We start from the raw sequence: 18,659 nt of genomic DNA, 5'->3' as shown, positions 1-18,659 counted from the left end.
GTGCGGCACGCTTGCTGAGGAGCAGACCCCATGTCACGCACGTCCCCCGCCGCACTCTCCAGCGCTCCGGCGCCGCTCCGCATGGTCGCCGCGATCGCCGCAGCGCTCCTCGTCGCAATCGGCTTGGCCACGGCGACACCTTCGGCCGCGTCCGCCGCAGAGGAGTCGACCTTCAACTTCGAGTGGCGAACGCCCAGCCTCGTGACCGACGTGAACGGCAACGCGCGCCCTGACCCAGGTGACGAGGTGCGCTACGGCGTCTACTGGGTCCTCACCGGTCCCGCGACCCAAGCAACGGTGACCGCGTACACCTTTTTGGGCGTCTCGTATGTCGACAACGACGTCTACATCGCCGGTACCACAAGAGGGATCTCAACTGTCCGCACGGTGGGCACGTCGGACCTGGACTCACTGGGCGGTGGGCCACACTACGGCCCAGGAAGCGTCACGTACACGATCGACGGGGTCAGCCACACCAGCGTGGTGTCACCTCCACCCGTGATCTACACCGCTCCCGCACCCCTCAGCGCAGTGACCACCGTCGAGCGCGTCGGGTCGACGGGGGCACACCCCATCGAGGGCGACCGCCTCCGATACAACACGACCGTGACCAACGCGGCCGCCGTCGCTGTGACCCTCACCGGAGGGTCCAACCTCGGCGTGACCATCTTCCCCACCACACTGAACCCTGGCCAGACCCGGACGTTCAACGGCGCAGTTCACGAGGTCACGTACGACGACATGGTGGCGGGCAGCATCCCGTTTGACGACGCGTCGCTGAACTGGTCGGCGCCTGACGTCAGCGGCACCCTCGCCATCCCACTCGCGACAGTGGCTACCGAGCCGTATCGCTTCGCCGTGGATGCAGGTGTTGACGTGGTGGTGAGCAACCCCACGGGCACCGCCAGGGTCGACGCGCACGACGCCGTGGCGGGGGATCGCCTCGACTACACCTTCCGGATGACGAACACGGGCAACGTCACCGTCGACTGGGTGTCAATGTCACACCGGCCGGTGGGCACTTCTTTCGACCTGTCCACCTCCAGCTCGGGCCACAAGATGGCGCCGGGTGAGTCGCTCACCGATGCGGGTTGGGTGCCCGCCAACATCACGTCACTGCCGTCGGGAGGGGGCTACTTCACACCCCACGTCCTCACCGAGGACGACCTGGACCTCGGCTACGTGGACCTCGCGTTCAGGCTCCGCGCTCAGCCCGCCGAAGAATTGACCAGCGAGGAGCGCGACGACCCGAAGTACCGCTTCCCCATCACCGTCCGCACGCTCTTCAGGGACTTCACCACGAGCGCGACGATCACCGCGAACAGGACCCTGAACGACGCCAACGGCGACGGCTACGGCCAGCCGGGCGAGACCGTCACCTACTCATGGCGCGTCGTCAACACGTCGGACCAGGCGATCACCCTGACTCGCCTGGTCAAGAGGGACTTCTGGACCAACGTCGTCACCGGCGTCGGAGCCGATGCACCGGACGGCGCCGTGATCGCGGAGGGCGGGGAACTGACGGGTACCTTCACGTACACGCTCACCACGGACGACCTGGACAACGGGGGGCGACGGTTCGACGTGCTCGCCGATATCAAGGGCAACGCCGACGGCGCCACCGTGACCAAGAGCGCTGGCACAAGCGTCGTTTACGTCAACGAGTACGAGGCGCCGAACCACAGGTTCACTGCTTCGGGCGCATATGGCGATGACAACGGCGATGGCAACGCCAACGTAGGCGAGACGGTCACCGTGAAGGTCTCCGTCGAGAACTGGGGCTCCTACCCGCTTACCGGAATCGTCGTGAACGACGGCGCGGGAGCCGACGTCACCGGGCTGCTCCCTGCTTTCCCCACGTCCATCGCGTCCTACGACGACGCCACGCGCACGTTCACCCACGTGCTCACCGCCGCCGACCTCACTCGCGGGCACTTCTCGTACGCGGCCACGCTCGACGCCGACGGCGCCTCCAGGTCGACAGCGACGTCCAGCACCATTCCCGTGGTCGCCTACGTCGCCCCGGCCACGACGCTCGACACCACCGCGACGTATGACGACGCGAACGGCGACGGCTTCGCCAGCCTCGGGGAGACGGTGACGTTCACGACGACCGTGGCGAATACTGGCGCCTGGCCGCTCACCGGCCTCACGGTGGGCGATGCCGCCGGCGCAGACGTCACCGGGCTGCTGCCCGCGTTCTCGTCGACCATTGCGGCTGGCACATCCGAGACCCAGACGTTCACGCACGTGCTCACGGCGGCCGACTTCGCGCGCGGCTCGCTCTGGTACGGCACCGAGATGACGGCCACCGGGATGCCAACCACGCAGTCCGGCACGTCGGTGACGCTCACGGGCATCACGTTCCAGGCTTACGCGACCGACCTTGACGCCATCTCAGAGGGAGACGTTTCGGTGTGCGTCGGCGGCGCCCCCGCGACCGAGATTACGCTCGGCACGGGCGTCATGGTCAGCCCAGGCGGCTGCTCCTACCCTGGCGACGCCGACGGCTTCCGCGTGGTCGCCTTCTCGACGCCGATGCTGCTCGGCACCGACACCTTCAACGTCACCGTGCCCGGCTCGCTGGGCGCTGGCGACCACCGCCTCGCGCTCTACGCACCTGACGGCACGCTGGTCGGCTGGAAGTCCATCACAGCCAAGGACCCCGTCGCCTTTGCAGGGCTCGCCTTCACCGGGTTCGCAGGGCTGCCGCTTGGCGGCCTCGCCGTCACGCTCATCCTGCTCGGGACCGCCGCGATCCTCCGCTCAAGGGAGAGGCGTCAGGGGGCGGTCACGTCTGAGATGAAGGGCTGACCTCTGAGGGGTTGCGCACACCCAGCCACGACACGACGCCGCCGACGGCAAGCAAGATCGCCACGAACACGGCCGCGCGGTGGAAGCCCGCAAGGTCGAGCTCTCCGCCCACCACGGCGCCCAGGCCCGCGACCGCCACCAGGCTCGCGACACGAGCGACGGCGTTGTTGACGGCCGAGCCGATGCCGGAGCGGGAGGCGTCCACCGCTCCCAGCACGGCGGCGGTCAGCGGTGACACGGTCGCGGCGAGGCCCACGCCAAACAGCAACACCCCTGGAAGCAGCTGCGTCCAATAGGAGAACGGCTCGCCGACCCTGAGCATCAGCAGAGCGCCGCAGGCCATGGCGAGCGGGCCTCCCGTCATGAACCACCGTGGCCCCCACCGCCCGGCGAGGTCCCCGGCACGAGAACTCAGCGCCATGAGCGCAAGAGTGATGGGCATCGTCGCCAATCCGGCCTGCGTGGCGCTAAGGCCCGCCCGCTCCTGCAAGTAGACGGACACCACGAAGCCGTTGAGGCCCAGCGCCCCGTAGACCATCAGCGTGGCGAGGTTGCCCCACGCGAAGTTGCGGGCGGAGAACAACGTCAGCGGAAGCATCGGCCTGGTGATGCGTGACTGGCGCCAGAGGAACCACGCGAAGACGGCGGCTCCCGCCGCGCCCGCTCCCCACACGGTCGGGTGAGACCATCCCAGGTTTGGCTGCTCGATGAGCGCGAACACGGCCCCGCCAAGACCAAGTGCGCACAGTGCCGCCGAGACGAGGTCCACGTGGGCGTCCTCCTGGCGGGTGTCGCGAGCCTCGACCCGGGCCAGCAGCACCAGGGCGACGCCGATGGGAAGCACGTTGATGAGGAACGCCAACCGCCACGACGCGAGATCGACTGCGAGGCCTCCCAGCAAGGGCCCCGCGACCATGGCGCCAGAGGTGGCCGCCGTCCAGGTTCCGATTGCCTTGCCGCGTGAGCGGCCATCGAAGGCCGACATGATGAGCGCAAGCGAGGACGGCACGAGCATCGCTCCAGCGACGCCCTGCAGCAGCCGTGCGGCGATGAGCACCCCTGCGGTGGGCGCCGCGGCAATGGCGAGCGACGCCACCCCAAACAGCACGAGCCCGAACCGCAGCACCCGCTGACGGCCAAAGGCATCGGACACGGAGCCCGCCACCAGGATCAGGGAGCCGAGCGTCAAGAGGTACGCGTCGACCGTCCATTGCTGAGTGGTGAGGCCGCCGCCCAGTTCGTCGACGATGGCTGGCAGCGCTACGGTGACCACGCTCATGTCGAGGAACGCAACAAAGCTGGCGGTGATCGCGATCGTGAGGATGAGGCGCTGCTGGGCGCTCGCTGGGGGGCGCTCCTGAGAACTGCGGGACACCACCTCAGACTAGATGTGTTGCGCTCGGCGCGGGCTGGCGAGCGGTCAGGCCTCGCCCGCTAGCGTGGCGGGATGGGAATCCTCGACCGCTTCCGCCGTGACCGCCCGCTCTCGGACGCCGAGCTCGACGAGCGGTCCCAAGTAGATGGCATCAAGTACAGGGACTTGCAGATTGTGGGGCAGTTGACACAAGTGGGAGCCGACATCAAGGCGCCGCGGCCCACCGTGTTCTACCTGTACTTCCCGGCCCACGCGACCGCCATGGCCGCGGCCGACGCTCTAGGTGCCGAGGGCTTCGCCGCAGCGGTAGGCCCCCTGCCGGAGGAGTACTTGGCGGAGCACCCCGACGCACCCAACCCGTGGCGGGTGACGGCCGAGAGGTCGGACAGGGCCTTGGTGCCCGACTTCTTGCGCGAGGCCGTTGACAGGTGCGCGGCCATCGCCGACGAGTTCGGCGGCGAGTACGACGGCTGGGAGTGCGGACTCAACGACGCGGAGGTCGCGGCCGTCAAGGCGCAGCGGGGGTAGCGCGCGGCGGCGTGGCTCTTGCGTCTTTGACTCAGCCATGCACACCATGAGGAATGAGAATCCTCGGCCGTTCCAGGAGTGAGACCCGACGCGAGGTCGAGGCGCTACGCGCCAGGCCGCACACCAGCGTGCTGGTGATCGGCGGCGGCATCAACGGGATCTCCGTGTTCCGCGACCTCGCGCTTCAGGGTGTGGACGTCGCCTTGGTGGAGCGCGGCGACCTGGCGGCCGAGACGTCGGCGGCGTCCTCGCGCATGATTCACGGGGGCCTGCGCTACTTGGAGTACGGCGAGTTCCGGCTGGTGCGCGAGTCCGTCGAGGAGCGCAACCACCTGTTGGCTGCTGCCCCGCACCACGTGCGCCCGCTGGCCACCACCATCCCCATCAGGACCGTGTTCGGCGGCCTGGTGGCGGCGCCGATGCGGTTCCTCACGGGGAGGTCGCCGCGTCACCGCACACAGCGCGGGGCGCTGCTAGTCAAGGCCGGGCTGACGCTGTACGACGCCTACTCCCGCATCGGGCGCGCACCTGACGGCACGGGGGTTCCTCGGCACCACTTTGCCGGGCCCCGCCGCACCCGCAGGGAGTTGCCTGACCTGCATCCCGACACCCTTTTCACCGCCACCTACTTTGACGCGGCCGTTCACGCGCCGGAGCGGCTCGCTTTGGAGGTGTCCAGGGACGGCCTTGAGTACGGTCCCGCCGCGCGGCTGGCGACCTACGTCAGCGCCGTCGGCACGGACGACGGCTCGGTCATGTTGCGCGACGAGGTCACCGGGGATAGGTTCCCGATGCGCGCCGACGTGGTGGTCAACGCCTCCGGTCCCTTCACGGATCTCACCAACGAGGCGCTGGGCACCCCCACCTCCTACATGGGTGGTACGAAGGGCTCGCACCTGGTGCTCGACCATCCGGAGCTGCTGCGTGCATGCCATGGCCGCGAGATCTTCTTCGAGAACGCCGACGGCCGCATCGTGCTCGTGTACCCCATGGGCGGCCGCGTCATCGTCGGCACCACCGACATCCCAGCAGACCCCCGCGAGCCTGCGGTCTGCACGGAGGAAGAGGTCGACTACTTCATCGAACTCACCACGCACGTGTTCCCTCACATCCGCGTCACGCGGGACCACATCGTGTATCGCTTCGCGGGTATTCGCCCCCTCGCGCTCCAGGTCGACGCCGAGCCGGGGCGGATGAGCAGGGACTACGCCGTACGGCAGGGGTCTCTACCCGGCGCGGAGGATGTGGCGGTGTTCAGCATCGTCGGCGGCAAGTGGACCACGTTCAGGGCGCTCGGCGAGCAAGTGGCCGACCGTGTGCTCGACACCCTTGGGCTCGAGCGCGCCGCCTCCACCGCTGGCCGGGTGATCGGCGGCGGAGTGGGCTTGCCCCCTGCCGACGATCGTGACGAGTGGATCGCCCACCACCTGGCTGGCGTGACGCCGGAGCGGGGACGCGTCCTGGTGGCGCGCTACGGCACGCGCGCCGCTGACGTGGCCGACGCGGAGGCCGGCACCGCAGCCTTGCGCACGGCGCCCGGCTACACGCGCGGCGAGATCGCACACCTTGCCAGCGAGGAGCACGTGGTGCGGCTGAGTGACATCGCGTTACGGCGCACGTCGCTCGCCTTCGAGGGCGCGCTCACGCTTGACGTGCTCGAGGAGTTGGCCGACGTGGTGGGCGAGACCTTGCGTTGGGGTGGCGGGCGCAGGCGCCGCGAGATCAAGGCAGTGGTGTCGGAGATGTCCACGCGTCACGGCGTTGACGTGAGGGCCCGCACGGGAGCGAGGGCATGAGCCGCGACTATGTGATGGCGATCGACCAGGGCACCACCTCCACGCGCGCCATCGTGTTCGACCACGCAGGGTCGATCGTCTCGACCGGCCAGCTAGAGCATCGGCAGATACTCCCTCGCGCTGGCTGGGTGGAGCACGACCCCACCGAGATTTGGGCCAACACCAGGCGGGTCATTGGCGAGGCACTCTCACGTGCCGACATCACACGGCTCCAGATCGCGGCGGTGGGGATCACCAACCAGCGAGAGACCGCCGTGGTGTGGGACCGGCACACAGGAAAGCCCGTCCACCACGCGATCGTGTGGCAAGACACCCGCACCCAAAGCATCGTCGACGCATTGGCGGCCGACGGCGGCACCGACAGGTTTCGCGCCAAGACCGGTTTGCCGCTTGCCACCTACTTTTCCGCCACCAAGATTCGCTGGATTCTCGACCACGTGGAGGGCGCGAGGGAGCGGGCGCTCGCGGGCGACCTCCTGTTTGGCACCACCGACTCGTGGCTGCTGTGGCATCTCACGGGCGGGGTGAACGGTGGACTCCACGCGACCGACGTCACCAACGCGTCCCGCACCTTGCTCATGGACCTCGACACCCTTGAGTGGGACGAGGGCCTGCTGGAAGCTTTCGACGTGCCACTGGCGATGATGCCCCAGATCCGGTCGTCGTCAGAGGTGTACGGCACGGTGGGCGGCCACTCGCTGCTTCAAGACGTGCCGATCGCCGGGATCCTCGGGGATCAGCAGGCCGCCACGTTTGGGCAGGCGGCCTTTGAGAAGGGCGAGTCGAAGAACACGTACGGGACGGGCAACTTCATCATTGTGGGCACGGGCGCTGAGCGCGTCGCGTCCGAGCACGGGCTCATCACCACCGTGGCCTACCGGCTCGATGGCCAACCCGCCAGATATGCGCTGGAGGGGTCCATTGCCGTGACAGGCTCGCTGGTGCAGTGGGTGCGGGACAACCTGGGGATGATCTCTTCTGCCAGCGAGATCGAGCCGCTCGCTGCGGCCGTGAAGGACAATGGCGGCGCGTACATCGTGCCAGCGTTCTCTGGACTGTTCGCCCCCTACTGGCGCCCGGACGCGCGCGGAGCCGTGGTGGGTCTGACGCAGTTTGTCACCAAGGAGCACCTGGCGCGCGCCGTCTTGGAGGCCACCGCCTTCCAGACGCGAGACGTGATCCAGGCCGTGGAGGCCGACACGGGAGTGCGCGTGCCGGAGTTGCGCGTGGACGGCGGCATGACCGTCAACTCGTTGCTGATGCAGACCCAAGCCGACGTGCTGGGCATCGACGTGGTGCGTCCGGTGGTGACGGAGACGACGGCGTTGGGCGCGGCCTACGCAGCGGGTTTGGCGGTGGGGTTCTGGTCGGGGCTCGATGAGCTCAGGGCGCAGTGGCGCGAGGACGCGCGGTGGTCGCCCGCCATGCCCCGCGAAGAGGCCGAGAAGATGTACCGCAACTGGCGCAAGGCGGTGAAGCGGACCCTCGACTGGGTAGACGACGACGTGGACTGAGCCGTCTACGGCGTGCGCGGTGACTTTGTCGCGGTTTGCCCTCTTTTGCGCACCCAGAATTGGCCCGAGTTCCCTATTATCACCTTTATCCCCTGGTAACTAGGGCCTTGGTCCGTTAGTGTGACATTGGCCACACAGGGCGTGTCGCCACCGTACGGACCCGGGCGATGGACCGCCCGCCTCCGGTAGCTGAGGAGCTCGAGGAAAATGTCGCCCACTGTCGCGCGCACACACATATTCAGGCGCATAGCCGCCACCATCACCCTGGCCGTCATCGCCACGATTGGCATGACCGTCGCCACCAGCCCTACCGCCTCCGCTGACACGGATCCCGTGTCGGACGGGCGCATCTCCGTCACTGTCTCCGACATGACGCTCACCGCCGACCACGGGGTGCTAGGTCGCCCAGACGTCGGTGACTGGGTGCAGTACACCGTCACCGTCACCGCCATCGAGCGGGTCAGTTTGATCGGAGTCTGGCAGGACTCGCTCTTGCAGGCGGGTCAACTCAACGCGATCAACGCTGGCAGCAGCCAGTCATTCACAGTCGACCGCATCGTGGGACTAGGCAATCTCGGTCACCTAGGTGCCGGACCGACGTTCGGTGACGTGTCGGTGTCCTACCGCTACCAGTCGGGCTCCTTTTTCGGAATCCCCCTCTATGACACCGGAACCTTCTCCATCGCCGGCCCGCCCGCGTTCTACGCGCCAGGCGAACCGTTCACGGTGTCTACCACCATGAACCTGGTCGAGGTCGGCGCCGTCGACGGCGCTGTGCGGGAAGGCGACACTGTCGGCTACTCCACCACGGTCACCAACACCTCCGGCTACGTGATGGTGCTTGATGCGCTGCCGGGCTACGACGACTTCACCGCGCCAGTGGTGATCGGCGTTGGCGAGTCGGCCACCTTCACGCGCAACCCTGTCGCCGTGACCTATGCGGACATGGTTGCGGGCGTCGTGGACTTCCCTGACACCGAGATCACGTGGCGTGCGGGCTACACGGCCCTTGCCTGGCTGCACGCGGGCACGTTCCCCGTACCGGTGGGTTCCGCCGCCACCGAGGCGATCAACGCCGCGTTCGATTCGTCGGTGACGTACACGGTGAACACGTCGGCGGGTGCCGGTGTCCCGCTGGGCGGCGCCGTGGCTGGTGACGTCATTGATTTCGCGGTGAGCGCCACCAACACGGGCAACGTCACGATGAACTACGTGGGCATCGCGCTCGATGGTTCCTGGGGTGCCGCCGCGGACGCGAAGTCGAAGAACGACAGTGCGTTTCTCGCTGGTACTTCGCTTCCCAACGGCACCGTCAAGGCCAAGCATCTGAAGTCTTCCGGCAATGGCATCTTTGAGCCCTACACGCTCACCGCCGCCGACGTCGTGCTCGGCTACGTCGACCTCACCACGAGCGTCCAGGTGGCACCGTCGCAGGCGCTGTTTGACGGAAACCCCGCGGCGTACACGCACACGGCGTCCGAGCGCGTGTTCCTGAGGGAGTTCAACACCAATGCCCGCCTGACGTTCACCAAGGCGGAGCTCAACGACACCAACGGTGACGGCGTCGGCCAAGAGGGCGAAACCATCACCTACCGCGTCCGCTTCAAGAACAACGCCGACCAGCAACTGCTGATCAACCCCGTCACCGATGCGGCCGGTTCCGACTTCGCCACTCCGGTCGCGGGCAAGTTTGCGGGTCAGGCGCTCGCGCCTGGCGACACGATCGCCAAGAAGTGGGACTACACGATCACCGCAGCCGATGAGGTTCGCGGCACGATCGACGTGGGCGTCACCACTGGCTACACGGGCCAGGCCGACTGGGCAACCAACTCGCGCACGGTCTGGGCACCCCAGATCGAGGCGCGCGCGTATGTGGCGCCTGACACCACGTTGAACACGTCCGCTACGTATGTGGACGCGAACGCCGACGGATTCCCGTCGATCGGCGAGACGGTGACGGTGACGGTGATCGCCGCCAACGTCGGCACCTACCCGCTGACGGGGCTGGTGGTCACCGACCTTGCCGGCTCCGATGTCACGGGACTGCTGCCTGCATTCGGCAGCACGATCGCGGCCGGCGCCTCCGAGAGCCAGTCGTTCACCTACGTGCTCACGGCAGCCGACTTCGCACGCGGCTCGCTGGCCTACTCGACAGAGATGACGGCCGACGGCATGGCGGCCACGGCGTCGGGAACGTCGGTGAACCTTACGGGGATCAGCTTCCAGGCCTATGCGAGCGACCTGCTCACCATGGCTGAAGGCGGCATCTCCGTGTGCCTGCCTGACCTCACGCCCACCGACACGGTGGTGATCGGCACGTCGATCAACGTGAACCCTGGTGGGTCATGCATCTTTGGCGGGTCGCCTACCGGCTATCAGGTGGTCGGCTTCTCCACGCCGATGGTGCTGGGCACCCACACGTTCTCCGTGGTGGTGCCCGGCGCGATGGGAGTTGGGGCGCACAGCCTGGCTCTGTACAACGCCGACGGTGAGCTGGTGGGCTGGAAGGCCGTCACGGTCAAGGATCCGATCGCGTTCTCTGGGCGTCCCCGTAGCGGCACCGGCATGCTGGCCTACACCGGCACGAACGAGCACTCGAACGCCATCCTCGCTGGTGGCGCAGCGGCGCTCGTCCTGCTAGGCACGGCGTCCATGGTGGTCGGCCTGCGGCCTCGACGGAGGGGCATGACCGCCGCCTCATAGGAATCAGTAGTACGGCGAGAGGCCGGCATCGTCCCCAGCGACGGTGTCGGCCTCTCGCCTTCTGCGTCAGGATGGGGCTATGAGCAGCACTGCTGAGGGCCTCGAGACGCTGGTGGAACGGGCCGCCGCGCTCGCCGGCCGCGGGTCGCGTCGGGTCTTGGGTATCGCCGGGCCGCCCGGCGCCGGCAAATCAACCCTCGCCGACGCTCTTGCAGCGGGGCTTGCCGCTCGCGGTCACCGCGTGGTGGTGGTGCCGATGGACGGCTTCCACTTGGCGCAAGCCGAGCTGGAGCGCCTGGGTCGGGCGGACCGCAAGGGAGCCCCTGACACCTTTGACGCCGCGGGGTTTGTGGCCCTGTTGCGTCGGATCACCCGGCCCGGCGCCGATGCTGTCTATGCGCCGGCCTTCGACCGGGCGCTCGAGGAGCCAATCGCAGGGGCCATCGCGGTGGAGGCAGAGACGGCATTGGTGATTGTCGAGGGCAACTACCTGTTGCTCGAGGACGCGCCATGGTCAGAGGCCGCCGCGTTGCTGGATGAGACCTGGTACGTGCGGATCGACGCTGTGGTGCGCGTGGAGCGCTTGGTGGCCCGCCACCGGCGCTTCGGTCGCGATGAGCGTGCGGCGCGCGATTTTGTGGCGACGTCCGATGAGCGCAATGCCGAGCTCGTCGCGCGGTCGGCGGAGCGGGCGGACCTCATCGTGAACATGGGTATGGGCTGAGCGCGACCTCGCACGCTGATGCCATGAGCGCCATCCGTGACCTTGGGCCTAGGCTCGGGGTGATGGGCACGCAGATGTGCCCGCGCACAGCCGAGGGAAGGTCTCCATGAAGAACAACTCAGTTTTGGGCGTCGTTGGCGGCGCCATGATTGCCGTCTCCGTGTTTCTCACTGGCAACACGATCACGTTCTCTGGCGAAGCGATCAAGCAGACGGTGCCGCTCATCTTGTTCATTGCCGCACTCGCGATCGTCGCCTTCTCGCTCATGAAGAACAGGACCTTCGCGAGCTACGCGGCCATCGCGGCCGCCACGATCGCCCTGATCCAACTCGTGGAGATGCTCCGCAGCGACTCAATCGAGTTCTCGGTGCGGCTCATCGTCTTGCTCGTGGGAGTGGTGCTCGCACTGGTGGCTTCGTTGGGCCGCGGCAGGGGCTGAGCGACCACAAGTGAAGTAGGAAGGCCACATGGAGGCTATTGACTGGCGCACGCTGCTGACCCGCCTGCCGCAACGGATCTGGTTCCGGCTGGTGGTCTTTGCGGCGGCGGCGCTCGCCTTAGTCGCGGTGGCGCGGTGGGCCGGCCCATGGCTGCCCGATGCGTTGGCGGTCGAGTTCGGACAGGATGCGGCGCTGCGCATCCTCGAGATTCTCGCGTCCTCCATGCTGGCCGTCACCACGTTCTCGCTGACCGCGATGATCTCGGCCTACGCCGCGGCCGCTCGCGGCACCACTCCCCGCGCCACTCAACTCCTGATCGCGGACCCCACCTCCCAAAACGCCCTGTCCACCTTCTTGGGGACGTTCGTGTTCTCCATCGTGGGCGTGATCGCACTCAGCACGGAGTCGTTCACCGAGCAGGGCCGTTCTCTGCTGTTCATCGGCACGCTCGTGGTGATCGCCGTGGTGGTGGGCACGCTGCTGCGGTGGATTCACCACCTCACGCAGTTTGGCCGCGTTCCCGACGTGATCGACAGGGTGGAACGGGCGGCCACGCAAGCGGTGCGCGCCGCCGCGCAGGATCCGCATCTTGGCGGGGTGGCGCCGGTCGCGGTGCCGGAAGGCGCCCGCACCGTCACGTCCCATGCCGTGGGCTCCGTGACCGGCATCGCCGTCGAGCGGTTGCAGGAACGTGCCAAGGCTGCGGGCGCGACGGTGCACGTTGACGTCTTGCCAGGATCGTTCGTCGGCCGGGGGACCGTGCTGGCCCGCGTGGTGGGGCCCTTGTCCAATGACGACGCCGACGCTTTGCGCGATGCCTTCAGGGTCGAGCGGCACAGGACGTATGAGCAGGACCCACGGCTGGGCCTGGTGGCGCTCGCGGAGATCGGCTCGCGGGCGCTCTCCCCCGCCGTCAACGACCCCGGCACTGCCGTCGAGGTGCTGGGAGCCATCCAGCGCGTGGTCACGGAGTTGTTGTGCGGCGAGGCGAGTGAAGAGCCCACGTATGACCGTGTGCACGTGCCCGCCGTCGAACTGACCGACGTGGTCGAGGACGCCTTCAGGCCCCTCGCGCGTGACGGCGCCCCGATGGTCGAGGTGGGCCTGCGCATTCAGCGGGTCTTGAGCGACCTGAGGGACGTGGCACGCGGCCCGGCCGACGTCGCGGTGCTGCGCGAGGCGTCGGCCAGGGCGGCCGAGCGTTCCCTGCGGGGCCTGGACGACGCTGGCGACGCCGATGCCATTCGAGCCAAGACAGACGAGGCTCAGCGCTTCGCCGAGTAGCCCGCCGGGGCGTCGGCGGCCCCCGTCTCGCCGCCGCTTGGGACGTTGTCCCCGGGCGCCTCGGCCTTTGCAGGTGTAATCCGGAAGTGTCGCTCGCCGACAACGACGTCGGCGTGTCCCGCTGACCAGAAAAGGCGGAGCTATGGACACCGAAAAGCTGGAGAAGATCAAGAACGGCAAGGGCTTCATCGCCGCGCTCGACCAGAGCGGCGGCAGCACTCCCAAGGCGCTGAAGCTCTACGGAATCGACGAGCACGCATACGCGAACGAGGCCGAGATGTACGACCTCATCCATCAAATGCGCGCGCGCATCATGACCAGTCCGGCTTTCACTGGCGAGCACATTCTTGGCGCGATTCTGTTCGAGATGACGTTGGAGCGCGAGGTGGGCGGCAAGGGCGCCGCCGAGTACCTCTGGGAGAACAAGCGCATCGTCCCCTTCCTGAAGGTGGACAAGGGTTTGGCGGAGGCGGCCGACGGTGTGCGCACCATGAACCCGTTGCCTGACCTGGAGGAGGTGCTGGAGCGGGCGAAGACACACGGGGTGTTCGGCACCAAGATGCGGTCCGTCATCAGGCTGGCCAACAAGGCCGGCGTGCAGGCCGTGGTCGACCAACAGTTCCAGGTGGCGCGGCGCATCATCGAGGCGGACCTGGTGCCGATCATCGAGCCGGAAGTGGATGTGTTCAGCCCGGAGAAGGCGCTCGCGGAGATCATGCTGAGATCCGCCCTGCTGGAGGCGCTGGATCAGCTCGACCCGAGCCAGCAGGTGATGCTCAAGGTGAGCCTGCCGGAGCAGTCTGACCTGCACGCCGACCTGGTGGCGCACCCGAATGTGCTGCGTGTGGTCGCGCTGTCGGGTGGCTATACCCGCGAGAACGCGAACTTCCGGCTGGCCCGCAACCACGGCGTCGTCGCCAGTTTCTCGCGGGCGCTGACGGAGGGGCTGACGGTGCGCCAAAGCCAGGAGGTGTTCGACGCGGAGCTTCACGACTCGGTGACCAGCATCTACGAGGCGTCGATGACGTGAGGCAGGAGCGGCCCGACAAGAAGGGCGTCCCCCCCTAGGCCCCGCCCAAGGAGCGCGCCGCGCGGCCTTGAGTTAACCTGATCGCTCTTTGGTCGAAAGGGGCCGCCGTGACGTACACGGACCACGGCGGGGAGGTCAGGCGCCCGCGCCTGCCCGAGCCAGGGTGGCTCCCCGACCCCAGCCGCCTCGACCTCGAGCGCTACTGGGATGGGTGGAGTTGGACGGCCCGCACCCGCGACCGCGTGTCCAAACTCGAGCGCATCCCTGCCACCGGATCGGCCCCACGCCGACGCCGCACACGCCTTTCGGGCCGATGGCTCCTGGCGCTGTTTGTTGCGGCGCTCATGGGCTACGTCGGGGCCGGTGCTGCCGGGCTGCTGCCGTCGTGGATGCCGACGGCGAGCGGCGTTGCGGTGGGCCCGCCGGCCGGGCCTGACGTGGCGTACCCGGTATTCGGCTCCGACGAGACGGTCGCCTACCTCGCCCGTAGCTTGGTGGCGCAAGAGCAGGAGATCGACGTGACCTGGATCCAGGCGTCTGGGGGTGACGTGATGGCCGTGGTGACGGACGCGATGAACGAGGTCACCTCGCAGAACCCCTATGTGTTCGTCTCCGGTTGGCGGGTATCGATCGGGGCGCTGCGGGCAAGCGTGAGCCCCGACTACCTGTATTCGACCGACGAGGCGGAGCGCAGGCGCGTTGCCACCGCGAGCGCGGTCCAGGCCGTGCTGGCCACTCCCGAGGTGCAGGGCGCGGCCGACGCCCGCGGCACCGTCGAGGCCTTGCACGACGCGGTCTTGCTAGCGGCCACCTACGACCGCGCCGCGTACGACGCCATCAATGCTGGCGAAACCACGGCGTCGTCCGCGCAGGTGGCGCAATCTCAAGAGGCGTACGGCATCCTGGTGGCCGGCACGGCGGTGTGCAACGGCTACGCCCAGGCCATGCACCTGCTCACGGAGGCGGCGGGCCTCGAGTCGGTGGTGGTCAACGGCGAGGCCAGCAGCGGTTTCACCACGGGCGCGCACGCGTGGAACAAGGTGCTCGTTGACGGGCAGTGGTTGGTGGTCGACGCGACATGGGACGACGCCGACGACGCTCGCTTGGGTAGGGACTACCTGCTGCTGGACCCGCTGGATGCGAAGCTCGCGACGCGGACTGCCGGGAGCGAATGGGTGGTCGAGGGGAACGCTGTTCTCTACGGGTAGAGCATGGCGGGGGGCCGTTGCACCTGCGACTCCCGCGACCTGGCTAGCCGCCGCTGGAGGCGTACCACCCGAACTCGACCAGTTGTACACCTCCGTTGACGCCGTCCTCCATGAACAGGGGAAACGCCTTGTTGTGGTCGATGACGCTGAGTTGGGAATCGAGGTCCGCTGCGCGTTCAGCGCGGAGGTGGCTGTCGCGACCCGGGTCGGGATGGAATGGGCCGAGCGTGGGCATCGTGCCCGACCATCTCTCCGCGACTCCCCCGTCTGTGCTTGCGCCGCGAAACATGAAGACGCCGTCGTTCTGAAGCAGGTACTGCATGTCGAGATACGCGTCGTGACCAAGCCAGAACACGATGTCGCCGAACCTCAGCTCTCCGCCGAACGTGCTCACGGCGCCCTCTTCTCCGACCGTTGATCTCAGACCGTTGTCCACCGCCATGTACCCACAAATCTGGCAATCGTAACGACCTAGATCGCGCTGTTGTCGCGAGGTGGTGTTCAGGCAAAAAGGGTCCATACTTAACGTGGCCATGCGCCCCGTGGGCCACTGAGGTAAGGACCTGCCATTTCTGACACGAGTCGAGAACTAGCCGAAAGGCTCGCGAAGATCGCCATGGAGCTTCATGCCGAGCCTGGTCCGGTGCGCACTGTCGCAAAGGTGACAGAGAACGCGCGCGATGCCCTCGGTTGTGACGATGCCGGCGTGCTCATGAAGATGGGTGGGGTTCTCAGCACGGCGTCGTCCACCTCGTCGCGTGTCGACGAGTCCGACCGTATTCAGCGCGAGACCGGCGAAGGGCCGTGCTTCGTTGCCTCGCAGACGGGCGAACTGTTCCGCGTGGACGACACGACGCTCGAGACTCCATGGCCCACATGGGCCTGGGCCGTCTCCCGCCTGGGCATTCGGAGCGCGCTCGGCGTGCCCCTTCGCTCGCATGACCGCAGCTACGGTGCGCTCAACCTGTACTCGAATGAGCCGTCGGCGTTTGGTGACGACGAGATCGCGGTCGCGCTGATCTTCGCGCGGCATGCTTCGATTGCGCTGGACGCCGCCACCAAGCAGGAGTCGTTGGGCCTCGCGATCGACGCACGGAAGATCATCGGCCAGGCCCAAGGCATCGTGATGGAGCGCTACCAGATGGATGCGGACCTCGCCTTCGACACCCTGTTGCGCTTCTCGCAAAACAACAACCTCAAACTGCGGGAAGTTGCGAAGCGCATCGTGGACGGGCGCGACTTCCCCCTCGCCAACGTCCGCCTATAGGACAGCAGCCCGCGCGCCGGAGAGCCAGCGGCCCTGCTTGCCGCCATGGACCACCACGGTCTCGCCGCTGGTCTCGCTCCACCCCTGAGATGCCAGGTACACGTACGCGGAGGCCAGTTCTGCCAGGTGCGGCGTTCGCTTGCCTGGAGCATTTCCCCCAGGCGCTACCGCGTTGACGCGGATTCTGCGGTGGCCAAGCTGCTGCGCCGCCGTGCGCGTAAAGTTCGCGATCTCGGCGTGCGTCATGGCGCCTTCGAGCGACGGCGCGGCAGGGCGCGTGGCTTGCACCGACGAGGTGGTGATGATGGCCGCACCCGCCTTGAGATGGGGCAGCGCGGCACGGGTGAGCCAGAACAGCGAATAGACGTTGGTGCGCATGACCAGGTCCAACGTGGTGGTGTCGAGAAGCTCGAGGTGGCCGACGGTGTGGTGGGCGTCGGAGATCATCACCAGAAGGTCCAGACCGCCAAGCGCCACGGCGGCATCGTTGACCACGGAGACGCAGTCGCGCTCGTGACTGGTGTCGCCTGGAAGCAGCATCGCCTTGCGCCCGGCTTGCTCGACCACTCGCAACGTGTCGCTCATGTCCGCACGCTTGCCCGAGAAACACATCGCTACGTTGGCACCCTCCTTGGCAAACGCCGTGGAGACGGCGCGACCTGTGGCGGAGTCGGCCCCGGTGATCAAGGCTCGTCTCCCCAGCAAACGACGGCGCCCAGAATATGAGAACTGGTCGAGGTCTGGGGCCGGCTTCATGGCTGTTGTCGCCCACGGGTTTTGCTGCGGAGGCTGCAGGAAGGAGGGCTGCGTGTGGGCCCGAGTGGGTCCTGCTGGGGTGTGCAAATCCTGTGTCATGGTGCTCGTCCTTTCGTCGCAGGTGCTGCGACGGTCTCGGGTGTCCGCGTCGCGCGCAGTGGGGACACAGCGCGGGGAACGATGAGTGCCGACGATTCATGAGTTCCCCGTTTTGTCCTTTTCGTACCACCGGGAACGTCGGGCTTGATTTTGCTGTGTGTGCCGCAGTTGCAGGTGGGCTCTGCTCGGTCGCGGGCAACGCCCGGGCTTGCGCATTTCCGTTTTGGGTGGTTTTCTGAATCCAGTAGTCGAGCCAAGTGCTACTTCAATCGGAGTGAGATTGAGGTCCCCGTGCTCGACTTTTCCCCTTCCCGGCCAGCGTCGCTTGGCGCGTACGCCTTCCAGGAACTCGCAACCAGGCCCACGCCGATGCCCGACGATGGGCTCAGTGCCGAGGAATGCCTCGTCATCGACAACATGGGTTTGGCGCGACGCATCGCCAGGCGCTTCGCGGGCTCGGTGGGTGATCCTCACGATCTGGGCCAGGTGGCGCTGCTCGGCCTGGTGAAGGCAGCCAAGCGATTCGACCCCGATCGCGGCTACCCGTTTCAGGCCTTCGCGTCGATCACCATCTCCGGCGAGGTCAAGAGGTACCTGCGGGATTCAGGCTGGGCGGTCCGACCGCCCCGACCCGTCCAGGAACTGGCCATCGCCGTAACGACTGCGTTGCCCGAACTAGAGCAAACGCTGCAGCATGCGCCAAGGTCGGCGGAACTTGCGGAACACCTGGGTGTGGAGCGACAGGAAGTCGAAGAAGCCATCGCGAGCGCGAGGGGTGCGTTCACCGTCAGCCTTGACCGGCTGGGGGATGGCGGGATGGCCGGGGAGCATTCGATAGAAGACCTGGCCGAGGGATCCATTGCGGCCATTGACATCCACAGGGCGGTGGCAAGCCTGCCCGAGAGGGACCAGAAGGTCCTGGCGATGCGCTTTGCGGATGGGCGTACTCAGCGGGAGATCGCGAAGGCCCTCAACGTGTCGCAAATGCAGATCTCGCGCACCATTACGAAGTCGCTTGCCCGGCTCCGGGCCGCGCTGGAGGAGCCTGCTCTGCGTTCGGATGAGTGCGGAGGACGCCAGCTGGCGGGGTAGGGCTAGCTGGTAGGGGGCGGTGTCTGCGG

General features: G+C 67.3%; 15 protein-coding genes. 12 read left to right on the top strand and 3 right to left on the bottom strand.

Annotated features, from left to right (window positions below; translation table 11 throughout):
• Window positions 1-30: 30 nt before the first annotated feature.
• Window positions 31-2,814 carry a hypothetical protein gene (locus LGT36_RS12975; protein WP_226095294.1) on the top strand — a complete coding sequence of 928 codons (2,784 nt, stop codon included), beginning with the start codon at window positions 31-33 and terminating at the stop codon, window positions 2,812-2,814.
• Here the strand turns inward: LGT36_RS12975 and LGT36_RS12970 are convergent.
• The gene (locus LGT36_RS12970; RefSeq protein ID WP_226095293.1) at window positions 2,792-4,189 is read right to left on the bottom strand and encodes an MFS transporter; all 1,398 of its coding nucleotides are present in this window, start codon (window positions 4,187-4,189) and stop codon (window positions 2,792-2,794) included. The two genes, LGT36_RS12975 and LGT36_RS12970, sit on opposite strands and share 23 nt — an antisense overlap.
• Before the next feature lie 72 nt (window positions 4,190-4,261).
• Between LGT36_RS12970 and LGT36_RS12965 the strand changes: the two genes are divergently transcribed.
• The 9 genes from LGT36_RS12965 to LGT36_RS12925 all read left to right on the top strand — a co-directional run bounded on the left by LGT36_RS12965 (window position 4,262) and on the right by LGT36_RS12925 (window position 15,416).
• Window positions 4,262-4,717: a ribonuclease E inhibitor RraB gene (locus LGT36_RS12965; RefSeq protein WP_226095292.1), complete on the top strand. Its 456-nt coding sequence runs from the start codon at window positions 4,262-4,264 to the stop codon at window positions 4,715-4,717.
• Between the two features lie 53 nt (window positions 4,718-4,770).
• Window positions 4,771-6,513, top strand: a complete 1,743-nt coding sequence (locus LGT36_RS12960) for a glycerol-3-phosphate dehydrogenase/oxidase (protein ID WP_226097351.1) — start codon at window positions 4,771-4,773, stop codon at window positions 6,511-6,513.
• Window positions 6,510-8,027, top strand: coding sequence for a glycerol kinase GlpK (glpK, locus tag LGT36_RS12955; protein WP_226097352.1), 1,518 nt, complete (start codon window positions 6,510-6,512; stop codon window positions 8,025-8,027). Before LGT36_RS12960 ends, glpK begins: the two co-directional genes overlap by 4 nt.
• Window positions 8,028-8,234: 207 nt before the next feature.
• Window positions 8,235-10,730, top strand: a complete 2,496-nt coding sequence (locus LGT36_RS12950; RefSeq protein WP_226097353.1) for a hypothetical protein — start codon at window positions 8,235-8,237, stop codon at window positions 10,728-10,730.
• Window positions 10,731-10,809: 79 nt separating this feature from the next.
• Complete coding sequence (locus LGT36_RS12945; protein WP_226097354.1) at window positions 10,810-11,454, top strand: nucleoside/nucleotide kinase family protein; 645 nt, start codon at window positions 10,810-10,812, stop codon at window positions 11,452-11,454.
• A 106-nt stretch (window positions 11,455-11,560) separates the two neighbouring features.
• The gene (locus LGT36_RS12940; RefSeq protein ID WP_226097355.1) at window positions 11,561-11,893 is read left to right on the top strand and encodes a hypothetical protein; all 333 of its coding nucleotides are present in this window, start codon (window positions 11,561-11,563) and stop codon (window positions 11,891-11,893) included.
• Between the two features lie 28 nt (window positions 11,894-11,921).
• Entirely contained in the window at window positions 11,922-13,178 is a 1,257-nt protein-coding gene (locus tag LGT36_RS12935; RefSeq protein WP_226097356.1) for a DUF2254 domain-containing protein, read from the top strand.
• 142 nt (window positions 13,179-13,320) lie between these two features.
• Window positions 13,321-14,208, top strand: a complete 888-nt coding sequence (locus LGT36_RS12930; protein WP_226097357.1) for a fructose bisphosphate aldolase — start codon at window positions 13,321-13,323, stop codon at window positions 14,206-14,208.
• 107 nt (window positions 14,209-14,315) lie between these two features.
• The gene (locus LGT36_RS12925) at window positions 14,316-15,416 is read left to right on the top strand and encodes a DUF2510 domain-containing protein (protein ID WP_226097358.1); all 1,101 of its coding nucleotides are present in this window, start codon (window positions 14,316-14,318) and stop codon (window positions 15,414-15,416) included.
• Between the two features lie 43 nt (window positions 15,417-15,459).
• Here LGT36_RS12925 and LGT36_RS12920 read toward each other — a convergent pair whose 3' ends face one another.
• Window positions 15,460-15,858, bottom strand: a complete 399-nt coding sequence (locus tag LGT36_RS12920; protein WP_226097359.1) for a hypothetical protein — start codon at window positions 15,856-15,858, stop codon at window positions 15,460-15,462.
• Between the two features lie 201 nt (window positions 15,859-16,059).
• Between LGT36_RS12920 and LGT36_RS12915 the strand changes: the two genes are divergently transcribed.
• Window positions 16,060-16,683 carry a GAF and ANTAR domain-containing protein gene (locus LGT36_RS12915; protein ID WP_226097360.1) on the top strand — a complete coding sequence of 208 codons (624 nt, stop codon included), beginning with the start codon at window positions 16,060-16,062 and terminating at the stop codon, window positions 16,681-16,683.
• Here the strand turns inward: LGT36_RS12915 and LGT36_RS12910 are convergent.
• On the bottom strand, window positions 16,678-17,439 hold the full coding sequence (locus LGT36_RS12910) for an SDR family oxidoreductase (protein ID WP_226097384.1): 762 nt from the start codon (window positions 17,437-17,439) through the stop codon (window positions 16,678-16,680). The genes LGT36_RS12915 and LGT36_RS12910 overlap by 6 nt on opposite strands.
• A gap of 390 nt (window positions 17,440-17,829) precedes the next feature.
• Here LGT36_RS12910 and LGT36_RS12905 point away from each other — a divergent pair, with 390 nt between their 5' ends.
• Window positions 17,830-18,630 (top strand): sigma-70 family RNA polymerase sigma factor, encoded by an 801-nt coding sequence (locus LGT36_RS12905; RefSeq protein ID WP_226097361.1) that lies wholly within the window; start codon window positions 17,830-17,832, stop codon window positions 18,628-18,630.
• Window positions 18,631-18,659: the final 29 nt, after the last annotated feature.

Source organism: Demequina sp. TMPB413 (assembly GCF_020447105.2).
GTDB lineage: Bacteria > Actinomycetota > Actinomycetes > Actinomycetales > Demequinaceae > Demequina.
Note: the sequence above shows the minus strand (reverse complement) of the source record. Positions and strands in the feature narration are given on the sequence as shown.